The 20,646-nt window shown below is 60.3% G+C and carries 23 protein-coding genes; 14 read left to right on the top strand and 9 right to left on the bottom strand.

The features are described 5' to 3' along the window. Nucleotides 1-6 precede the first annotated feature (6 nt). Complete coding sequence (locus ACIPL2_RS30760; RefSeq protein WP_401363310.1) at nt 7-432, top strand: GNAT family N-acetyltransferase; 426 nt, start codon at nt 7-9, stop codon at nt 430-432. Between the two features lie 141 nt (nt 433-573). Here ACIPL2_RS30760 and ACIPL2_RS30755 read toward each other — a convergent pair whose 3' ends face one another. Next, a complete protein-coding gene (locus ACIPL2_RS30755; RefSeq protein WP_401363307.1) occupies nt 574-924 on the bottom strand; it encodes a hypothetical protein in 351 nt (116 codons plus the stop codon). 148 nt (nt 925-1,072) lie between these two features. On the opposite strand from ACIPL2_RS30755, the gene ACIPL2_RS30750 reads away from it, so the two are divergent. From ACIPL2_RS30750 to ACIPL2_RS30710, 9 genes are all read left to right on the top strand, one after another. Further along, the gene (locus tag ACIPL2_RS30750) at nt 1,073-1,321 is read left to right on the top strand and encodes a hypothetical protein (protein ID WP_008154823.1); all 249 of its coding nucleotides are present in this window, start codon (nt 1,073-1,075) and stop codon (nt 1,319-1,321) included. A gap of 20 nt (nt 1,322-1,341) precedes the next feature. Next, nucleotides 1,342-1,671 (top strand): DUF6388 family protein, encoded by a 330-nt coding sequence (locus ACIPL2_RS30745; RefSeq protein ID WP_401363304.1) that lies wholly within the window; start codon nt 1,342-1,344, stop codon nt 1,669-1,671. Nucleotides 1,672-1,706: 35 nt separating this feature from the next. Then, complete coding sequence (locus ACIPL2_RS30740) at nt 1,707-2,411, top strand: YoaK family protein (protein WP_401363301.1); 705 nt, start codon at nt 1,707-1,709, stop codon at nt 2,409-2,411. Nucleotides 2,412-2,599: 188 nt separating this feature from the next. After that, nucleotides 2,600-2,992, top strand: a complete 393-nt coding sequence (gene tusD / locus ACIPL2_RS30735; protein ID WP_401363375.1) for a sulfurtransferase complex subunit TusD — start codon at nt 2,600-2,602, stop codon at nt 2,990-2,992. 1 nt (nt 2,993) lies between these two features. Further along, on the top strand, nt 2,994-3,356 hold the full coding sequence (tusC, locus tag ACIPL2_RS30730) for a sulfurtransferase complex subunit TusC (RefSeq protein ID WP_401363298.1): 363 nt from the start codon (nt 2,994-2,996) through the stop codon (nt 3,354-3,356). Continuing rightward, nucleotides 3,356-3,649, top strand: a complete 294-nt coding sequence (tusB, locus tag ACIPL2_RS30725) for a sulfurtransferase complex subunit TusB (RefSeq protein WP_401363295.1) — start codon at nt 3,356-3,358, stop codon at nt 3,647-3,649. Before tusC ends, tusB begins: the two co-directional genes overlap by 1 nt. Next, nucleotides 3,646-3,981, top strand: coding sequence for a TusE/DsrC/DsvC family sulfur relay protein (locus ACIPL2_RS30720; RefSeq protein WP_401363292.1), 336 nt, complete (start codon nt 3,646-3,648; stop codon nt 3,979-3,981). The genes tusB and ACIPL2_RS30720 overlap by 4 nt, the downstream gene beginning before the upstream one ends. Then, entirely contained in the window at nt 3,978-4,979 is a 1,002-nt protein-coding gene (locus ACIPL2_RS30715; protein ID WP_401363289.1) for a glycosyl transferase family protein, read from the top strand. The genes ACIPL2_RS30720 and ACIPL2_RS30715 overlap by 4 nt, the downstream gene beginning before the upstream one ends. A gap of 91 nt (nt 4,980-5,070) precedes the next feature. Beyond that, on the top strand, nt 5,071-6,078 hold the full coding sequence (locus tag ACIPL2_RS30710; RefSeq protein WP_401363286.1) for a glutathione S-transferase family protein: 1,008 nt from the start codon (nt 5,071-5,073) through the stop codon (nt 6,076-6,078). 128 nt (nt 6,079-6,206) lie between these two features. Here ACIPL2_RS30710 and cysG read toward each other — a convergent pair whose 3' ends face one another. The 6 genes from cysG to ACIPL2_RS30680 all read right to left on the bottom strand — a co-directional run bounded on the left by cysG (nt 6,207) and on the right by ACIPL2_RS30680 (nt 13,838). Further along, nucleotides 6,207-7,601, bottom strand: a complete 1,395-nt coding sequence (gene cysG / locus ACIPL2_RS30705) for a siroheme synthase CysG (RefSeq protein WP_401363283.1) — start codon at nt 7,599-7,601, stop codon at nt 6,207-6,209. Further along, on the bottom strand, nt 7,602-8,882 hold the full coding sequence (gene serS, locus ACIPL2_RS30700) for a serine--tRNA ligase (RefSeq protein ID WP_401363280.1): 1,281 nt from the start codon (nt 8,880-8,882) through the stop codon (nt 7,602-7,604). A 15-nt stretch (nt 8,883-8,897) separates the two neighbouring features. Beyond that, entirely contained in the window at nt 8,898-9,272 is a 375-nt protein-coding gene (crcB, locus tag ACIPL2_RS30695) for a fluoride efflux transporter CrcB (protein WP_401363278.1), read from the bottom strand. Beyond that, nucleotides 9,272-10,594 carry a replication-associated recombination protein A gene (locus ACIPL2_RS30690; protein WP_027925133.1) on the bottom strand — a complete coding sequence of 441 codons (1,323 nt, stop codon included), beginning with the start codon at nt 10,592-10,594 and terminating at the stop codon, nt 9,272-9,274. The genes crcB and ACIPL2_RS30690 overlap by 1 nt, the downstream gene beginning before the upstream one ends. A gap of 144 nt (nt 10,595-10,738) precedes the next feature. Next, nucleotides 10,739-11,362: an outer membrane lipoprotein chaperone LolA gene (lolA, locus tag ACIPL2_RS30685; protein ID WP_059406617.1), complete on the bottom strand. Its 624-nt coding sequence runs from the start codon at nt 11,360-11,362 to the stop codon at nt 10,739-10,741. Between the two features lie 67 nt (nt 11,363-11,429). After that, nucleotides 11,430-13,838, bottom strand: a complete 2,409-nt coding sequence (locus tag ACIPL2_RS30680; RefSeq protein WP_401363274.1) for a DNA translocase FtsK — start codon at nt 13,836-13,838, stop codon at nt 11,430-11,432. A 308-nt stretch (nt 13,839-14,146) separates the two neighbouring features. Here ACIPL2_RS30680 and trxB point away from each other — a divergent pair, with 308 nt between their 5' ends. From trxB to infA, 4 genes are all read left to right on the top strand, one after another. Then, the gene (gene trxB / locus ACIPL2_RS30675; RefSeq protein ID WP_401363272.1) at nt 14,147-15,106 is read left to right on the top strand and encodes a thioredoxin-disulfide reductase; all 960 of its coding nucleotides are present in this window, start codon (nt 14,147-14,149) and stop codon (nt 15,104-15,106) included. A 64-nt stretch (nt 15,107-15,170) separates the two neighbouring features. Further along, nucleotides 15,171-15,851 carry a leucyl/phenylalanyl-tRNA--protein transferase gene (gene aat / locus ACIPL2_RS30670; RefSeq protein ID WP_401363269.1) on the top strand — a complete coding sequence of 227 codons (681 nt, stop codon included), beginning with the start codon at nt 15,171-15,173 and terminating at the stop codon, nt 15,849-15,851. 56 nt (nt 15,852-15,907) lie between these two features. Then, on the top strand, nt 15,908-16,615 hold the full coding sequence (locus ACIPL2_RS30665) for an arginyltransferase (protein ID WP_401363266.1): 708 nt from the start codon (nt 15,908-15,910) through the stop codon (nt 16,613-16,615). A 111-nt stretch (nt 16,616-16,726) separates the two neighbouring features. Continuing rightward, a complete protein-coding gene (infA, locus tag ACIPL2_RS30660) occupies nt 16,727-16,945 on the top strand; it encodes a translation initiation factor IF-1 (RefSeq protein WP_002553999.1) in 219 nt (72 codons plus the stop codon). Nucleotides 16,946-17,257: 312 nt separating this feature from the next. On the opposite strand, the gene ACIPL2_RS30655 is transcribed toward infA, so the two are convergent. Both ACIPL2_RS30655 and clpA read right to left on the bottom strand, forming a co-directional pair. After that, nucleotides 17,258-17,506 carry a hypothetical protein gene (locus ACIPL2_RS30655; protein WP_401363263.1) on the bottom strand — a complete coding sequence of 83 codons (249 nt, stop codon included), beginning with the start codon at nt 17,504-17,506 and terminating at the stop codon, nt 17,258-17,260. A 792-nt stretch (nt 17,507-18,298) separates the two neighbouring features. Further along, nucleotides 18,299-20,569, bottom strand: a complete 2,271-nt coding sequence (gene clpA, locus ACIPL2_RS30650; protein ID WP_008146900.1) for an ATP-dependent Clp protease ATP-binding subunit ClpA — start codon at nt 20,567-20,569, stop codon at nt 18,299-18,301. Between the last annotated feature and the right edge of the window lie 77 nt (nt 20,570-20,646).

The following is a 20,646-nucleotide window of genomic DNA, read 5'->3' as shown; positions in this document are numbered from 1 at the left end:
TAGCTGATGTCCCTGCGAATCGAACGGTCGCTAAACCCCACGGATGCCGAGGAACATGCCATCGTGCTGCCGTTGCGTGCCTATAACGCCTCAAAGGCCGGCGCCACGACGCCGGAGCCGTTTGCCTTGCTGATCCGCGACGAACACGACGAAATTCTTGGCGGTCTGTATGGCCGGGTTTTTTATCAATGGCTGTACGTCGAGTTGCTGGCGGTGCCGGAACAGGCCCGGGGCCAGGGCATGGGGACGAAGCTGATGCACATGGCCGAAGACCTGGCGCGGGAGAAAAATTGCATCGGGGTCTGGCTCGACACCTTCGACTTCCAGGCGCCGGGGTTCTACCAGAAGCTCGGCTACAGCGAGCTGGACCAGATTGTCGACTACCCGCCGGGCCACAAGCGCTTTTTTTTCCAGAAGCGCCTGAGCAACTGATCAAGGCTCCTTTTCCTGATCGACACCGAACAAATGTGGGAGCGGGCTTGCTCGCGAAGGCGGTGGGTCAATCAACATCAATGTTGAATAAAAAACCGCTTTCGCGAGCAAGCCCGCTCCCACAAGGGGACTGCGTTGGCCTTAAAGGCAAGTCGCGAGCGCCGCCAAACGGCGCTTGGCGACAAAATCGTCCTGCTGCGCGTAATAACTCAGTACCGTCCCCGACGCATCTGTGGTCACGTCGACAAAAGACTCCGCCGCACGCGTGTAAACGGTGGTCCCGCCCTTCTCGCCCGGCTGCAAATACGCCCCCGCATCGACACCGAACACCGCCTCGTCCTGCCAGGAAAACTGCACGCACTGGGCGACGACTTTTTCCGGTTTGTCCGAGTTCAGGGTTTTATACGGGGCTTTGCTGCGCGCATCGTTCATCGCCGAGCCGGCACATCCCGCCAGCAACGTCACGGCCAGCGCCACCATCAGAATTCGCATTGCGTTCGCTCATCAAGAAAAAGCGGACTGTATCACCGTGGCACGGCGTATCGTTCTGCTTTACTTCATTTATACCGCGACACCGCGTGACGATTCGCGCACCATGTCGCGCCATTCACAGCGCAACACACATTTTTTTGGAACGCACATGACACCCAACGCCGAATACTACAAACCGACCGCTGAATACGCCGACAAGCTGATCAGCCAGATCGGCCAGACGCCTTCCTGGATCGCCAAGCGCATCGGCGTCACCGACAAGCGGATTCGCTACATCCTCGACGGCGAAAGAACCGTCAAAGGCGAAACCACGCCGATCCAGATGACCTACCCCGAGCAGTTTGCCCTCGAATGCCTGGCCGCCGCGGCCAAGGCCAGCAAGAAGCAGTCTTCGTAACCCATTATCAAGGAGCGACCATGGCGGCGACCGAACAGCAACACGAGCAAGCGCTGAAGCGGTTTCTCGATGAGCGCCCTGAACTGCGCGACGAACTCGACCACCTCAACCCGCTGTTGGCCCAGGCCAAGGGCGAGACCGCCGCGCAGTTTCGCGATGAGCGCTTGCATGAAGCCTTCGAGGCTGAAGCCGAGCGCCTGGGGTTGTTTGCCTGGGAGCTGACGCTGCAACTGACCGCCGCGACGCCTGAGGATTATCAGGCCCAGCGTATGGAAGTGCACAAGGAAGTGGCCGAGATGGCCGGTATGGACTGGCTCGAGTATTGCGAGTTATATGGATTGAGTCAGTGACCGTCACGGTCGCCACTTAAGGACGACCTTCGCCGATGTTGCCATCCCACTCAACTGATCGCGCCAGCCCGGGCCATCTGCATACCCGCAAATGGCGCGGACGCATCGGCATGTCGCTGGTGGCGAGCCTCTCGGTGCTCGCCGGCATGACCGATGCTATCGGCTTCATGGCCAGCGGCGATTTCGTTTCGTTCATGAGCGGCAACACCACCCGCCTCGCGGTGGCCATCAGCGATGGCGACCTGGGCCTGACCCTGCGCCTGTTGATCCTCGTCGCCACGTTTATCATTGGCAATGCCTTGGGCATCGTCGTCAGCCGACTCGGCGGACGCCGGGCGTTGCCCTTGCTGCTGTGCATCGCCACGCTGCTCTGTGGTTCCGCCGCGTGGCCCTATGACGAACAATTGCCGGCGCTGCTGGCGGCGATCATTGCCATGGGCATGCTCAATGCCGCCGTGGAAGAAGTGAACGGTTTGCCGGTCGGCCTGACCTACGTCACCGGGGCGCTGTCGCGCTTCGGCCGGGGTCTGGGGCGCTGGATGCTTGGCGAGCGGCGCAATGGCTGGCGCGTGCAACTGATTCCCTGGACCGGCATGTTCGCCGGCGCGGTGCTCGGTGCCGTGCTGGAACATCACCTTGGGCTCAAGGCGTTGTTTGTCAGCGGGTTGCTGGCCGGGGCATTGGGAGTGTTGTCGCTGAAGATTCCGCGGCGTTGGCAGTTGGGGTATATGCCGCGCTGAGTTGGGTGGTGCCTGTCAGGCCGCCTTCGCGAGCAAGCCCGCTCCCACATTTGATCTCCAGTGTTCACACGGACAATGTGGGAGCGGGCTTGCTCGCGAAGGCGGCGACTCGGTCCTGAGGAAAACCCCCTTCGCCGCACCCGCGAGAAAGCTTTATCATGGCCGCAGTTTCGCTGATCGAGTCCATCATGAAGTTCGCCATCGCGCTGTTTTCCGCCGCTCATGCGCCCTCCTCGCGCCGCGCCCTGCTGTTTGCCCAGGCTGCGCTGGCCGGTGGGCATGAGATTGTCCGGCTGTTTTTCTATCAGGATGGCGTCTACAACGCCTCCGGCAGCGTGGTCACGCCTCAGGATGAGCAGGACGTGCCCAAGCAATGGCGCGCCTTTGTGTCCGAGCATCAACTCGATGGCGTCGTGTGCATCGCCGCGGCCCTGCGTCGCGGGGTGTTGAACGAAGAGGAAGCCAAGCGTTATCAGCGTGAAGCCGTCGCCGTCGGCGCGCCGTGGGAATTGTCCGGCCTCGGCCAGTTGCATGATGCGGTGCAGGACGCTGATCGCTTGATGTGTTTCGGAGGTGCATAAGATGCCCAAATCCTTGCTGATCATCAGCCGTCAGGCGCCCTGGTCCGGGCCGAACGCGCGGGAAGCGCTGGACATCGTCTTGGCCGGCGGCGCCTTCGATCTGCCGATCGGCCTGCTGTTTCTCGATGACGGGGTGTTCCAGCTCGCCGCCAAACAGGACGCCAAGGCCCTGCAACAGAAAGACCTGAGCGCCAACCTGCAGGCTTTGCCGATGTTCGGTGTCGAAGACCTGTTCGTCTGTGGCGACAGCGCTGCGCAACGCGGTCTCGACCCGGCCGGTCTGGCGCTGGAAGAAGCCCAAGTGCTGGCCGCTCACGAAATCACCGCACTTATTGACCGTTACGACCAGGTGATCACCCTCTGATGTCGACTTTGCATGTGTTGTCTCATTCCCCGTTCGGCGACGACCGCCTGACCAGTTGCCTGCGCGTGATCGGCGCTGACGATGCGTTGCTGCTGTCCGGCGACGCGGCGTATGCCTTGCAGCCCGGCACCGCGCCGTTCAGCGTTCTGAATGCCCGCAACTTGAAGCTGTTCGTACTGGCCGAAGACGCTCAGGCCCGGGCGCTGAGTGTTCCGGACTGGGCCAGTGCCATCGATTACCCGGCCTTCGTCGAGCTGTCGATTCATTACGACAAGGTCAACAGCTGGCTATGAATTCCCTGACTGTCGGCGCCCGCGCCATCGAGTTGGACAAGGACGGTTTTCTGGTCGAACTGAGTGACTGGTCGTTTGAGGTGGCCAGCGCCCTGGCCGCCGCCGAAGACATCGAGTTGAGCCCCGAACACTGGGAAATCCTCGAACTGCTGCGCAGTTTCTACGAGGAGTTCCAGTTGTCGCCGGCCACCCGTCCGCTGATCAAGTACACCGCATTGAAGCTGGGCCCGGACAAGGGCAACAGCCTGCACCTGAACCGATTGTTCAAAGGCACCCCTGCCAAACTCGCCGCAAAACTGGCGGGCCTGCCCAAACCGACGAATTGCTTATGACCGATTTCCCAGCGCTGACCCTCGAAACACCCGCCGAGCACCCGTTCGCCCAATTCGTGCGGATCCTCGGCAAAGGCAAACGCGGCGCCCGCGACCTGACCCGGGACGAAGCCCGCGAGGCCATGGGCATGGTGCTCGACGACAAGGTCGAGGACACCCAGCTCGGCGCATTCCTGATGTTGTTGCGCCACAAGGAAGAAAGCGCCGAGGAAATGGCCGGGTTCACCGAAGCCTTGCGCGAACGGTTGAATCCGCCGGCAATGGCCGTCGATCTCGACTGGCCGACCTATGCCGGCAAGAAACGTCATTTGCCGTGGTACCTGCTGGCGGCCAAGTGCCTGGCGCAGAACGGCGTGCGCGTCTTCATGCACGGCGGCGGCGCCCACACGGCCGGTCGCCTGTACAGCGAACAACTGCTGGACGCGTTGAACATCCCGCTGTGCCGCAACTGGCAACAGGTCGGCGAGGCACTGGATAACGGCGGCCTGGCGTTCATGCCGCTGGTGGACTGGGCGCCGCAGTTGCAACGAATGATCGACCTGCGCAACACCCTCGGTCTGCGCTCGCCAATCCACTCCCTGACGCGGATTCTCAATCCGCTGGGCGCGCGCTGCGGCCTGCAAAGCATTTTCCATCCCGGCTACCAGGCGGTGCATCGCGATGCCAGCGGCTTGCTGGGCGACACCGCGATTGTGGTCAAGGGCGATGGCGGCGAGATCGAGATCAACCCGGACGCCGACAGTCACTTGTACGGGACCACCGGCGGCGAAAGCTGGGACGAGGAATGGCCGCAACTGTCGAGCCAGCGCCACGTCAAACCGGCCTCGCTTGAGCCTGAGCATATGAAAGCCGTGTGGCGCGGCGACGTGGTCGACAGCTACCCGCAAATGGCGCTGATTTCGACCATGGCCCTGGCCTTGCGCGGCCTCGGCCAGACCCGCGAGCAAGCCTTCGAAACCGCGCAGCAGTATTGGGATGCGCGGGACAGATCGATTTAACCGATCATAACCCTCCAACCTTTGCGCTATTTGTTCGAACTCATGGGCATAGACTCCTCTCCAACGCTTATCGGATTGAGGAGTCTTGAACATGGGTTTGTTAGTCGAAGGTCGCTGGCATGACCAGTGGTACGAAAGCAGCAAGGACGGCGCGTTCCAGCGTGAACAGGCGCAACGTCGTCACTGGGTGACCGTCGATGGCAAGCCTGGCCCGAGTGGTGTCGGTGGCTTTGCCGCCGAGGCCGGTCGCTATCATCTCTACGTATCGCTGGCCTGCCCGTGGGCTCATCGCACGTTGATCCTGCGCAAACTCAAGGGCCTCGACAGCCTGATCGACGTGTCGGTGGTCAGTTGGCTGATGCTGGAAAACGGCTGGACCTTCGACCAGAACCTGGGATCGACGGGCGACAAACTCGACCACTTCTCCTTCATGCACCAGCGCTACACCGCCGATACCAGCGACTACACCGGCCGCGTCACCGTGCCGGTGCTCTGGGACAAACAGCAGAATCGCATCGTCAACAATGAATCGGCGGAAATCATCCGCATGTTCAACAGCGCGTTCGATGAATTGACCGGCAATGAGCTGGACTTCTACCCGGCACCGCTTCGCAGTGAGATCGATGCGCTGAACGAGCGGATTTATCCGGCAGTGAACAACGGCGTGTACCGCGCCGGGTTTGCTACGTCGCAGAAGGCTTATGAAGAAGCGTTCGATGATGTGTTTGGCGAATTGGATCGGCTGGAATTGTTGCTTGGCGCGAATCGCTACCTGACCGGCGAATACCTGACGGAGGCGGATATCCGGTTATTTACCACGCTGATTCGTTTTGATGCGGTGTACTACGGGCACTTCAAGTGCAACCTGCGGCGGATTGCCGATTATCCGAACCTGTCGAACTGGCTGCGGGAGATTTATCAGTGGCCGGGGATTGCCGAGACGGTGAGTTTTGAGCACATCAAGCATCATTACTACGGGAGCCACAAGACCATCAATCCGACGGGGATTGTGCCGAAGGGGCCGGCGCAGGATTTCACCGCCGCCCATGATCGGGAGCGGTTGAGCGGGAAAGGGGTTTGGCGCAGGGCCGGCGTCTGATCTAAAGTTTGGGGAGGTTTTGAGGGCCCCTTCGCGAGCAAGCCCGCTCCCACATTTAACCGTATTCTTAAGTTAGAACTCGGTCGAATGTGGGAGCGGGCTTGCTCGCGAATGAGGCGACTCGGTGTTCAGACTTGCGCCTGAGCCCCTTCAAACCACGCCAGTTTCTCGCGCAGTTGCACCACTTCCCCAACAATCACCAGCGTCGGCGCATGCACTTCATGCTCCGCCACCAGTTGCGGAAGGTCCGCCAGCGTGCCGGTAAACACCCGCTGATTGACCGTCGTGCCCTGCTGAATCAACGCCGCCGGGGTATCCGCCGCGCGACCGTGCTTGATCAACTGCTCGCAGATGATCGGCAACCCCACCAGCCCCATGTAAAACACCAGGGTTTGCGCCGGCGCGACCAGGTCGGCCCACGGCAAATCGGTGGAACCATCCTTCAAGTGCCCGGTGACAAAACGCACCGACTGCGCATAATCGCGGTGCGTCAGCGGAATACCGGCATACGCCGCGCAACCACTGGCCGCCGTAATACCCGGCACCACCTGGAACGGAATGCCTTGAGCCGCCAGCTCTTCGATCTCTTCACCGCCACGGCCGAAGATGAACGGATCACCGCCCTTCAACCGCACCACACGCTTGCCTTGCTTGGCCAGATCGACCAATTGCTGGTTGATCTGATCCTGCGGCACGGCGTGATCGGCGCGACGCTTGCCGACGTAAATCCGCTCGGCATCGCGCCGGCACAATTCCAGAATCGCCGGTGCCACCAAGCGGTCATACAGCACCACATCGGCTTGCTGCATCAGGCGCAATGCGCGGAAGGTTAGCAGGTCGGGATCACCCGGCCCTGCACCCACCAGATACACTTCGCCGGTGGCCACGGGCGCTTCACCATCGATTTTCGCTTGCAGCAGGCGCTCGGCTTCAGCGCCCTGCCCGGCCAGTTGCCGATCGGCAATCGGGCCCTGGAACACGTCTTCCCAGAATGCCCGGCGTTGCTGCACGTCTGGAAACAGGCGTTTGACCTGGCTGCGGAAACGCGCCGCCAGACCGGCCAGTTGACCGTAGGTGGACGGAATCCAGGTTTCGATCTTGGCGCGGATCAAGCGGGCCAGCACCGGCGCATCGCCGCCGCTGGAGACGGCGATGATCAGCGGCGAACGGTCGACGATCGCCGGAAAGATCACGCTGCACAGCGAAGGCGCGTCCACCACGTTGACCGGTACGCAACGCCGATGGGCATCGGCGGAGACTTGCGCGTTCAGCGGTTCGTCGTCGGTGGCGGCAATGATCAGCCCGCACCCGTCCAGATCCGCTTCGACGTAGCCCCGCAACAGGCACTCGCCACCGCTGCCGGCAACCAGTTCGCGCAGTTGCGGTTCGATTTCAGGTGCGACCACCCGCAGCAGCGCACCGGCATCGGCCAGCAGGCGGGATTTGCGCAAGGCAATTTCCCCACCGCCGACGACCAATACTCGACTGCCGCGCAGGTTATGGAACAGCGGCAGATAGTCCATTTAGCCGATGACCTCAAGGCCACCCATGTACGGTTTCAGTACGTCAGGCACACGGATCGAACCGTCGGCTTGCTGGTAGTTTTCCAGCACCGCCACCAACGTACGACCGACCGCCAGGCCGGAACCGTTAAGGGTATGAACCAGTTCAGGCTTGCCGGTTTCCGCGTTGCGGAAACGGGCTTGCATACGACGGGCCTGGAAGTCGCCGCAGTTGGAGCACGACGAAATCTCGCGGTACTTGTCCTGGCTCGGGATCCACACTTCCAGGTCGTAAGTCTTGACCGCGCTGAAGCCCATGTCGCCGGTGCACAGCGCGATGGTGCGGTAAGGCAGTTCGAGCAATTGCAGGACTTTCTCGGCGTTGGCGGTCAGGCCTTCCAGCGCGTCCATCGACGTCGACGGCTCAACGATCTGGACCATCTCGACCTTGTCGAACTGGTGCTGGCGGATCATGCCGCGGGTATCGCGACCCGACGCACCGGCTTCACTGCGGAAGCACGGCGTGTGGGCGACGAACTTGATCGGCAGCAGTTTCGAATCGACGATCTCGCCGGCCACGATGTTGGTCAGCGACACTTCAGCGGTCGGGATCAGGTACAGATCGGCTTCGCCTTCGCGCGCGATCTTGAACAGGTCTTCTTCGAACTTCGGCAGCTGGCCGGTGCCTTGCAGCGCCGGGGCTTGAACCAGATAAGGCGTGTAAGCCTCTTCGTAACCGTGTTCGCTGGTGTGCAGGTTGATCATGAACTGCGCGAGGGCGCGGTGCAGACGGGCGATCGGGCCGCGCAACAGGGAGAAACGGGCGCCGGACAGCTTGGCGGCGGTTTCGAAGTCCAGCCAGCCGAACTTCTCGCCCAGGGCGACGTGGTCCTGAACCGGGAAATCGAATGCCTTCGGGGTGCCCCAGCGGCGCACTTCGACGTTGTCTTCTTCGTCTTTACCGACCGGCACGGATTCGTGTGGCAGGTTCGGAATGCCAAGCAGGATCGAGTCCAGATCGGTCTGGATCGCGTCCAGCTCGACTTTACCGGCGCTCAATTCGCTCGCCATGCGCTCGACGTCGGCCATCAGTGGCGCGATGTCTTCACCGCGCTGCTTGGCCTGGCCGATGGATTTGGAGCGCGCATTACGGTCAGCCTGCAGTGCTTCGGTGCGGGTCTGGACGGTCTTGCGCTGTTCTTCCAGCGCTTCGATGCGCGCCACATCCAGGGCAAAGCCACGGGATGCCAAGCGGTCCGCTACGTCCTGAAGGTTGCTACGTAACAGTTTGGAATCGAGCATGTCGGTCTCTCGTTATCAAAGTTTGGTCAAGGACAGGCCAGCCCAGGTGGCGAGCAGCCCGCCGAATACGCTGATGGCAGCATAGCCCAGGGCCAGCGGCATTTGCCCGGTTTCCAGCAGGCGCACCGTATCCAGTGAAAAGGATGAAAAAGTCGTCAGCCCCCCGAGGAAGCCGACCATCAACCCGGCGCGCACCTCAATCGGCACCTCCGGGCGTATCAAAAACAGACCGTATAGAACGCCGATCAGCAAACAGCCGACGATATTAACGGCCAGCGTCGCGGTATAGAAGTGCCGCGGCCAATTAGCGTTGATCCAGTTGCCAGTGGCGAAGCGCAATAGCGTACCGGCGATACCACCGGCAGAGACGGCAACGATCAAGGGAATCACTATTTTCTCCGCTGCCGGGGGCTGAGACGGTCAAGTTGTGCGAGGTGATTGAGCTTCTCGCCGATCTTCAGCTCCAGGCCGCGTGGTACCGGCTGATAGAACGGCTGTGGTTCGAGTTCTTCCGGGAAATAGTCTTCGCCCGCGGCGTAGGCGTCCGGCTCATCGTGGGCATAACGGTATTCGTCGCCATAACCCAGCTGCTTCATCAGCTTGGTCGGCGCGTTACGCAGGTGCAGCGGCACTTCCAGCGAACCGTGTTCGGTGGCACTGCGCATCGCCGCTTTGAACCCCATGTACACCGCGTTGCTTTTCGGCGCACAGGCCAGGTACGTAATGGCCTGGGCCACCGCCAATTCGCCTTCGGGACTGCCGAGGCGCTCCTGCACTTCCCACGCCGCCAGGCACAGGCTCAGCGCGCGCGGGTCGGCGTTGCCGATGTCCTCGCTGGCCATGCGCACCACCCGCCGGGCCAGGTACAGCGGATCGCAACCGCCATCGATCATCCGCGCGAACCAGTACAACGCGCCGTCGGGGTTGGAGCCGCGTACCGATTTATGCAGCGCGGAAATCTGGTCGTAGAACGCTTCGCCCCCCTTGTCGAAACGCCGCCGGGTATCACCGAGCAGGCTTTGCAGCAGATCGACGCCGATCTCGCTGTTGTCTTCGGCCAGGTCCGAGGCGTTTTCCAGCAGGTTGAGCAAACGCCGGCCATCGCCATCGGCGGCGGACAGCAGCATCTGGAAGCCTTCATCGCTGAGGGTCAGTTGCCGTTTGCCCAGGCCACGCTCTTCGGTCAGCGCGCGATGCACCAGTTTGCGCAGGGCCGCTTCGTCGAGGCTTTTGAGCACGTAGACGCGGGCGCGGGACAGCAGCGCATTGTTGAGTTCGAACGAAGGGTTTTCGGTGGTCGCGCCGATGAAAATCAGCGTGCCGTCTTCAACGTAAGGCAGGAACGCATCCTGCTGGGACTTGTTGAAGCGGTGCACTTCATCGACGAACAGGATGGTGCGCTTGCCGTACTGCCCGGCCTGTTGCTTGGCGATTTCCACCGCCTGACGGATTTCCTTCACGCCGGCCAGCACTGCCGAGACCGTTTCGAAGTGCGCATCCGAGACTTCCGCCAGCAGTCGCGCCAGGGTGGTTTTGCCCACACCCGGCGGGCCCCAGAAAATCATCGAATGCAGGGCGCCCTGCTCCAAGGCTTCGCGCAAAGGCTTGCCGCGAGCGAGCAGGTGCTCCTGACCGACGTACTCGTCCAGATTGGCCGCACGCAAACGCGCGGCCAAGGGCTGAGCTATCGGGGCACTGCGAAACAGGTCCATCACTGCTTATCAAACCTCACTGGGTTGTAACACCGCGTTCCCTGTGGGAGCGGGCTTGCTCGCGAAAGCGGTGGGTCAGAAAACAAAAATGTTGATTGACCCACCGCTTTCGCGAGCAAGCCCGCTCCCACAATGTCCTGCGTTTTATTCCTGGATCACGTCGGCACCCTTGGGGATGTCGAACTTGAACTTGGAGGCCGGGATCGGCTCGTTGGCCTTCACGCCGGTGAACAGGATATTGGTGCGCTGACCGACGCTGTCAATCAGTTGCATGTCATTGACCAGGCCATTGCGGAACGACAGGCGCAGGCTGTCGAACAGAGTGTCCTTGGTTTTCGGCTTCAAGGTGAAGTCGATCACGCCGCCGGCTTCCTTGGCGCTGATGTCGAAACTCTGGCTGATCTTCGATACATCACCGGACAGCAACAGGGCCGGGGTCTGGGTCAGGCGCTGGTCGAGGTTCTTGATGGTGACCTGCTCCAGGTCCGGGTCCCACAGGGACACTTTCTTGCCATCGGAGACCATCAGTTGCTCTTGCGGCGCATCGGTGTGCCAGTAGAACAGGCCAGGACGCTGCAAGGACATTTGACCGGCGGTTTCCTGCAACTGGGTGCCGCTGCCATCGAGGGTCAGCTGGGAGAACCGTGCGGTCAGGGTCTGGGATTTTTCCAGCAATTGGGTCAGACGCGCCACGTCCTTGTCATCGGCGTGGGCCGAAAGCGTGGTCAAAGCCAGTACCGGCAGCAACAGCATGCGGATAAGACGCATGGGAGTCCTCATAACATTCGTGGGGAGAGTGGCGGCGCATCACTGCGCCACCGCTGTTCAATTCAAATCAGTCGCGTACCGGGCCAGGCGCCAGGACTTCACGCGAACCGTTGGTGTTCATGGACGTCACGACCCCGGCCATTTCCATGGCCTCGATCATGCGTGCGGCGCGGTTGTAGCCGATTTTCAGCTTGCGCTGAACCGCGGAGATGGACGCGCGACGGCTTTCCAGAACGAACTGCACCGCTTCGTCATAGAGCGCGTCGGTTTCAGCATCATCGTCGCCACCGCCGCTGCCGCCGTCAAAGCCGCTGCCGGGCTCTTCGACACCGGCAAGAATCTCGTCGTTGTATTCCGGCGCGCCGCGCAGCTTCCAGGCTTCGACCACCCGGTGAACTTCGTCATCGGAAACGAAGGCACCGTGAACACGGATCGGCAGGCTGGTGCCCGGCGGCATGTAGAGCATGTCACCGTGGCCGAGCAATTGTTCGGCGCCGCCCTGGTCGATGATGGTCCGCGAATCGATCTTGCTCGACACCTGGAACGCCATACGCGTTGGAATGTTGGCCTTGATCAGACCGGTGATCACGTCAACCGACGGACGCTGGGTCGCGAGGATCAAGTGGATACCGGCAGCACGGGCCTTCTGGGCGATACGCGCGATCAGTTCTTCAACCTTCTTGCCGACGATCATCATCATGTCGGCGAATTCGTCGACCACCACGACAATGGTCGGCAGCTTGGTCAGCAGCGGCGCTTCGTCGTGAATGCTTTCGCGCTTGTACAGCGGATCGGTCAATGGCTCGCCGGCGTCCTGGGCTTCCTTGACCTTGGCGTTGAAGCCCGACAGGTTTCGCACGCCCATCTTCGCCATCAGTTTGTAGCGACGCTCCATCTCCGCCACGCTCCAGCGCAGGGCGTTGGCGGCGTCTTTCATGTCGGTGACGACCGGGCACAGCAAGTGCGGAATGCCTTCGTAGATCGACAGTTCGAGCATCTTCGGGTCGATCATGATCAGCTTGGCGTCTTCCGGGCCGGACTTGAACAGGATCGACAGGATCATCGCGTTCACGCCCACCGACTTACCGGAACCGGTCGTACCGGCTACCAGCAAGTGCGGCATTTTCGCCAGGTCGGTGATGACCGGCTTGCCGCCGATGTCGTGGCCCAGGGCCAACGTGACCGGCGACTTGAAATTGTCGTACTCGGGGGTCGACAGCACTTCGGAGAACCGCACGATCTGGCGGTCTTCGTTCGGGATCTCGATACCGACGGTGGTCTTGCCCGGAATCACTTCCACCACCCGCACACTGGTCACGGCCAGGGAACGCGCGAGGTCTTTCGCCAGGTTGGAAATGCGGCTGACTTTGACCCCGGCAGCTGGCTGGATTTCGTAACGGGTAATCACCGGGCCCGGGTGAATCGAATCCACCGAGACTTCGACGCCGAATTCCTTGAGCTTGATTTCCAGCAAGTGGCCAACCGCAGCCAGGGATTCAGGCGAGTAATTGAGTTGTTTCTTTTCCGCCGGGTCGAGAATCGAGATCGGTGGCAAGGTGCCTTCGACGGCGCTGTCGACGAACAAATGCGCCTGTTTCTCTTTTTCCACGCGTTTGCTCGGGGCTGCCGGTTTCGGCGGCGCCGGGGCAATCACCGGCGGCACCTGCTTCTCGCGCTCGGACATGTGCTTGCTCAGGGCCTGCTCACGTTCGATCAGGCGTTCCTTGACCTTGGCCTGTTCGCGCTTGTCGGTGACGGTCGGCGCCACCACGTCATGCACGCGGTCGTCGACTTCACGCAACTGCGCAACCAGCTGTTTACGCTCGACACGGGCGGCCCACCAGCGATTGGCCGCGCCCTGGAACAGTTCGAACAGGTCGAGGGTGATTTTGCCGGTGAGGTCCATCACCTTGAACCACGACAGGTCGGTGAACACCGTCAGGCCGAACAGGAATAGCGCGATGAACAGCAGCGTGCTGCCCTGGATGTTCAGGGCATTCTTGGCCAGGTCACCGAGGCTTTCGCCCAAGGCACCGCCAGCGCCGGCCGGCAAACCGGTCGCCGCATGAAAATGGATATGCGCCAGAGCCGCGCCCGACAGCACCAGGAACACCAGACCGATCAGGCGCCAGGAGAACAGCCAGCCGCTCCACTGCCACGGCTCGTGGCGTTGGCGGAAGATCTGGTAAGTCTTGACCGCCAGCAACAGGGGGAAGATGTAGGCGAAGTAACCCAGCACCATGAACAGGATATCGGCGCTGTAGGAGCCGGCCGGCCCGCCGAAGTTCTGTACATCGTCGATCTTGCTGTTATGGCTCCAGCCCGGATCGTCCTTGCCATAGGTCAACAAGGCCATCATCAGGAACAGGCACAAGGCGCCGATGGCGATCAATGCACCTTCCTTGAGTCGGTAGTGCAAATGCTGGCGCCAGAGCGGAACAACGGCTGGTTTAGGTGCTGCGGTGGATTTCTTCAAAACGCTTCTTTTCCTGCGCCAGTGGCGCGTCCATCTGTTGAATGACTATAAAAAACTGCCCAATCCAGGCAGGTAAAAAAGTTAACAGGCGCAACTGGGACTACTTTTAACACTGCTCCCCGGTTTTTATAAACACGGCGCGTACTGCTTATTTTGTTACAAGCACAGTTACAGACAGGCATTGTACGGGTTTGTTCGTCCGATGCCATGCTTGTGACCCTTGGGTGTAGCATAGCCAAAAGCCCATTGCGCGCGGTTCAATTTGAGCATGCATTCTCTTTTGTGACAAAGGCTTATGAGGTGTTTTTATGAGCGAAGCGAAGCATTCCCGCCTGATCATTCTGGGTTCCGGCCCTGCCGGTTACAGCGCAGCCGTTTATGCCGCCCGCGCCAACCTCAAGCCCGTTGTCATTACTGGCATACAGGCAGGTGGCCAGCTGACCACCACCGTCGAAGTCGATAACTGGCCCGGCGACGTCGAAGGCCTCACCGGCCCGGTGCTGATGGAACGCATGCAAAAACACGCCGAGCGCTTTGACACCGAGATCGTCTACGACCATATCCACACCGCCAAATTGCAGCAGCGCCCGTTCGAACTCACCGGCGATAGCGGCACCTACACGTGTGATGCGCTAATTATTGCCACCGGCGCCTCGGCGCAATACCTGGGCCTGCCCTCGGAAGAGACGTTTGCCGGCAAAGGGGTTTCGGCCTGCGCCACGTGCGACGGCTTCTTCTATCGCAATCAGGTGGTCGCAGTGATCGGTGGCGGCAACACGGCGGTTGAAGAAGCACTGTACCTGTCGAATATCGCCAAGGAAGTCCACCTCGTCCACCGGCGCGACAAGTTGCGTTCGGAGAAAATCCTTCAGGACAAACTCTTCGAACGAGCCGCCAACGGCAATATTCGCCTGCACTGGAACCAGAATCTCGACGAAGTGCTGGGCGATGCCAGCGGCGTGACCGGCGCCCGCCTGCGCCACAGCCACACGGGCGAAACCACGGAATTGCCGCTGACCGGCGTGTTCATCGCCATCGGCCACAAGCCCAACACCGATCTGTTTCAAGGCCAACTGGAGATGCGTGACGGCTATCTGCTGGTCAAGGGCGGCAGCGAAGGCAATGCCACCGCCACCGCCATCGATGGCGTGTTTGCCGCCGGCGATGTCGCCGACCACGTTTACCGCCAGGCGGTCACGTCTGCCGGCGCCGGTTGCATGGCCGCGCTGGACGCCGAGAAATACCTCGACGACATTCCGACCGTTTGACGGCACACTTGACGGCGGGCCGACCAGCCCGCCACCGCCCTCCCCTTCTGCAAGCCCGGATGCCATGCTGACTTGGTTACAACGCAACACCCTGACCTTCCCGCCGCTGGAAAAAGCCATGCGCGATCCCAACGGACTGTTGGCTGCGGGCGGAGATCTGTCCGCCGATCGTCTGGTTCAAGCGTATCGCCACGGTTGTTTCCCATGGTTTTCCGAAGGCCAGCCGATTCTTTGGTGGTCGCCGGATCCGCGCACGGTGCTGTTTCCCGACGAACTGCATGTCTCCCGCAGCCTGAACAAGTTGCTGCGCCAACAACGCTACCAAGTGACCTTTGATCAGGATTTTGCCGCGGTCATCCGCGCCTGCGCCGCACCGCGCGACCACGCCGATGGCACCTGGATCACCGAAGCGATGCAGAACGCCTACCTCGAACTGCACCGGCGTGGTTACGCGCATTCGGTGGAAGTCTGGGACCAGGGCGAGCTGGTCGGCGGGCTGTATGGCCTGGCCATGGGGCAGCTGTTTTTCGGCGAGTCGATGTTCAGTCGCGCCGACAACGCCTCCAAATATGGCTTTGCCACACTGGTCCGACATCTGAAAGACTCAGGCTTTGTGCTGATCGACTGCCAGATGCCCACCGACCATTTGCATAGTCTCGGCGCCCGGGCCATTCCGCGCAGCGAGTTTGCCCGCTACCTTGCTCAGCATCTGGACCCACCCAGCCGTGCAACCTGGGTTTGCTGAGCGACTTTCGCGCGCGTGGCTTACACTTATTTAAAGTTTACCCCCGAGGGTTGATCATGACCGAGTTGGCGCGTTTGAAGTTCTATGCCACTCAGCCGCACTCTTGCAGTTATCTGCCCGAGGAGCAGGCCACTACCCTGTTCCTCGACCCTAGTCAGCCCATGGATGTGCATGTCTATGCAGACCTGTCAGAGATGGGTTTTCGTCGCAGTGGCGACCATCTCTACCGGCCGCATTGCCAGAATTGCAATGCGTGCGTGCCGGCCCGTATCCCTGTGGCGCAATTTACGCCCAATCGTCAGCAGAAACGCATCTTCAAGCGTAACGTTGATTTGCAAGTGCGCCCGGCCAAACCCGGGTTCAGCGAAGAATATTTCGACCTGTATCAGCGCTACATCGAACAGCGTCATGCCGATGGCGACATGTACCCGCCGAGCCGCGATCAGTTCGCCACGTTCCTGGTGCGCGACCTGCCGTTTTCGCGCTTCTATGAGTTCCGCCTCGACGGACGGCTGCTGGCCGTGGCCGTCACCGACTTGCTGCCGAACGGTCTGTCGGCGGTCTACACCTTCTACGAACCCGCCGAAGAACGTCGCAGCCTGGGGCGTTACGCGATCCTCTGGCAAATCGCCGAGGCCCGGCGCCTGAGGCTGGAAGCGGTCTATCTGGGCTATTGGATTAAAAACTGCAAAAAAATGAGCTACAAGACGCAATATCGCCCCATCGAACTGCTGATTAATCAGCGCTGGGTCATCCTGAACTAGAGCAAGCCCTAAACCCCTTGGCTTAAACCCCATTTTTCGGGCACAATGCACGCCGCTTTTGCCTGGCGCAGTTGCACCGGGCCATTCATTGGACACCGAGGGCTTTACTGCATGTCGAAAGAAGACAGCTTCGAAATGGAAGGCACTGTCGTCGACACCCTGCCCAACACCATGTTTCGTGTGGAGTTGGAAAATGGGCACGTCGTAACCGCGCATATTTCCGGCAAGATGCGCAAGAACTACATCCGTATTCTTACCGGTGACAAAGTGCGCGTCGAGCTGACGCCCTATGACTTGAGCAAAGGGCGGATCACTTACCGCGCTCGTTAATCAAGTCAATACAAGACGCCCGGCTTATGCCGGGCGTTTTTGTTTGTCTGCTGTTTGGGTATTGGGGTTTTGGGGTTTTGGGATTTGGGGCATATCCGTTGCTGCGGTAACGGCGGCTTAGGGTTTCGCCCTTACGGCGACTCACTTTTTCCAGACGCCGAAAAGTAAGCAAAAGGCTTTGCCCCGGCGTACGGCACCTCGCCTAGGCTCGGTGTTCCCTCGCTACGGTGTCCATCAGGGGGCATCGCCTCCGGTCTGCTTCGCGACGACCTCCTCTCGATGTGTTCGGCTACGCCGAACGGCGCTGCGCGCCTAACCCCCTGATGAACACCTACGCTCGGCCTGCCGAAGGGGCAAAAGATCAAGATCAAGATCAAAAGCCAGAGCCAGAGCCAAAGCCAAAGCCAAAGCCAAAGCCAAAGCCAAAGCCAAAGCCAAAGCCAAAGCCAAAGCCAAAGCCAAAGCCAAAGCCAAAGCCAAAGCGAGAGCCAAAGCGGATGAAAAGATCGCAGCCTTCGCCAACGCCTTGACCGTGTGCAACCGCACATTTGAATAGACCACCAACCCCCTGTAGGAGCGAGCTTGCTCGCGATGAACTCGAGGGCGACGCGTTTATCCAGCAAACACGCGTTATCGTTAATGTCCATCGCGAGCAAGCTCGCTCCTACAGAAAATCAGAAAATCAGAAGCACAGCGGCCTACCGCGTCGCGTTTCACCACTCAACAGGCCGAGCGTTGCCAGAGCCAGAGCCAAAGCGGATCAAAAGATCGCAGCCTTCGCCAACGCCTTGACCGTGTGCAACCGCACATTTGAATAGACCACCACCCCCTGTAGGAGCGAGCTTGCTCGCGAAGAACGTCAACGATGACGCGCTTCAACAGGATATACGCGGCGCCTATGAGTCCATCGCGAGCAGGCTCGCTCCCACAATGAAGTGGCATACACGCCACGCTTTTCACCACTCAAGGCCGAGCGTTAGCTCGCCTGAAAGCTTTTGATCTTGTTTTTGATCTGCCCGCCCCTTCGGCAGGCTGAGTGGAGGTGTTCATCTGGGGGTTAGGCGCGTAGCGCCGTTCGGCGAAGCCGAACACATCGAGAGGAGGTCGTCGCGAAGCAGACCGGAGGCGATGCCCCCAGATGAATAGCGGAGCGAAGGAACGCCGAGCCTAAGCGAGGGGCCGGACGCCGGGGCAAGCCTTTTTTTGCTTACTTTTTTGAGGCGTTTGTCAAAAAAGTGAGTCGCCGTAAGGGCGAAACCCTAAGCCGCCGTTACCGCAGCAACGGATATACACCCAAATCACAAGCAGCAAAAAGGCGCCCAAAGGCGCCTTTCGCTTTAAAGCTACAACAAGTCAGGCCATTTCCGCCGTGGTCTCGAAATCGAAGGTCAACTCACCATCCTTCAGATCGATATGCACCACGCCACCATGATCAGCCAACTCGCCAAACAGAATCTCTTCCGCCAGCGGACGCTTGATCTTGTCCTGAATCAAACGCGCCATAGGTCGAGCACCCATCGCCGAGTCATAGCCACCCGCCGCCAACCAGCTGCGAGCCGCGTCCGTTACCTCAAGCTGCACACGCTTGTCTTCCAACTGCGCCTGAAGCTCGGTAAGGAACTTGTCCACCACGCTCTTGATGACCTCATGACTGAGGCGACCAAACTGGATAATGGTGTCCAGACGGTTACGGAATTCCGGCGTGAAGCTCTTCTTGATCACTTCCATCGCATCGGACGAGTGGTCCTGATGGGTGAAACCGATCGAAGCGCGAGCTGCCGTTTCGGCACCGGCGTTGGTCGTCATGATGACGATCACGTTACGGAAGTCCGCCTTGCGCCCGTTGTTATCGGTCAGCGTACCGTGGTCCATGACCTGCAACAGCAGGTTGAAGACTTCCGGATGCGCCTTCTCGATCTCATCGAGCAACAGCACGCAGTGAGGCTGCTTGGTGATGGCTTCGGTCAGCAAACCACCCTGATCGAACCCGACATAGCCAGGAGGTGCACCGATCAGACGCGATACGGTGTGGCGCTCCATGTACTCGGACATGTCGAAACGAACCAGCTCGATGCCCAACGCCTTGGCCAACTGACGCGCCGCTTCGGTTTTACCGACACCGGTCGGCCCTGCGAACAGGAACGAACCGACAGGCTTGTCAGGCGACTTGAGGCCGGCACGGGACAGCTTGATCGCGGTCGACAGCGAGTCGATCGCCGCATCTTGGCCAAATACGGTCAGCTTCAAGTCACGCTCAAGGTTACGCAGCAGCTCTTTATCGGAACTGGTGACGTGCTTAGGCGGAATACGCGCGATTTTCGCGACGATGTCCTCGACTTGAGGCACTTCGATGCGTTTCACGCGCTTCTCGATCGGTTGCAGGCGCTGGTAGGCACCCGCTTCGTCGATGACGTCGATCGCCTTGTCCGGCATGTGCCGGTCATTGATGTAACGCGAGGCCAGCTCAGCCGCTGCGCGCAGGGCTTCATCGCTGTACTCGATGTTGTGGTGCGCTTCGAAACGCCCTTTCAGGCCGCGCAGGATGCCGATGGTGTCTTCCACCGAAGGTTCCGACACGTCGACCTTCTGGAAGCGCCGGGCCAAGGCTCGGTCCTTCTCGAAGATCCCGCGGAATTCCTGGAAGGTGGTCGAACCGATGCAGCGGATATCACCGGACGACAGCAGCGGCTTGAGCAGGTTCGAGGCATCCATGACGCCACCGGACGCGGCACCCGCACCGATGATGGTGTGGATTTCGTCGATGAACAGAATCGCCTGCGGACGTTTTTTCAGCTCATTGAGCAACGCCTTGAAGCGTTTCTCGAAATCGCCACGGTATTTGGTCCCGGCCAGCAAGGCGCCCAGATCGAGGGAATACACCACGCTGTTGGCCAGCAGGTCCGGCACCTGGTTGTCGACAATGCGCTTGGCCAGGCCTTCGGCAATCGCGGTTTTACCCACGCCTGCCTCGCCCACCAGCAGCGGATTGTTTTTGCGACGGCGCGCGAGGATCTGCGCGACACGCTCGACTTCCAGCTCACGGCCGACCAATGGATCGATTCGACCCTGGCGCGCGAGTTCGTTGAGGTTGCTGGCATAAGCATCCAGAGGATTGCCTGAAGATGAAGACTCACCGCCCTCGTCGTCCTGCATATCTTGCTCACCTTCAGAGTGATCGCCATGCCCCGGCACTTTGGAAATGCCGTGGGCGATGTAGTTGACGACATCGATGCGCGCAACGCTCTGCTGTTTCAGCAGGAACACTGCCTGACTCTCTTGCTCACTGAAGATTGCAACCAGCACGTTGGCGCCGGTTACTTCGCGTTTGCCCGAGCTCTGTACATGAAAGACAGCACGTTGCAGGACACGCTGGAAGCCCAGGGTTGGCTGGGTTTCACGATCCTCGTCATGAACGGGGATCAGTGGCGTGGTGGAGTCGATGAACTCCTGCAAATCATGCTTGAGTTTGTCGAGGTTTGCGCCGCAGGCACGCAAAACGGTGGCGGCAGCCTCATTGTCCAATAGGGCCAGCAGGAGATGCTCGACGGTCATGAATTCATGACGCTTCGAACGGGCCTCCTTGAAGGCAAGATTGAGGGTGACTTCGAGCTCGCGGTTTAACATAGCTTCACCTCATACCCAAGTGTCCGGCGATTAACCGTCCTTCTCGATTTCACAGAGTAGCGGATGCTGGCTTTCCC

The organism is Pseudomonas sp. NPDC086251, from assembly GCF_044746405.1.
GTDB lineage: Bacteria > Pseudomonadota > Gammaproteobacteria > Pseudomonadales > Pseudomonadaceae > Aquipseudomonas.
This window is presented reverse-complemented; position numbering and strand designations above follow the sequence as displayed.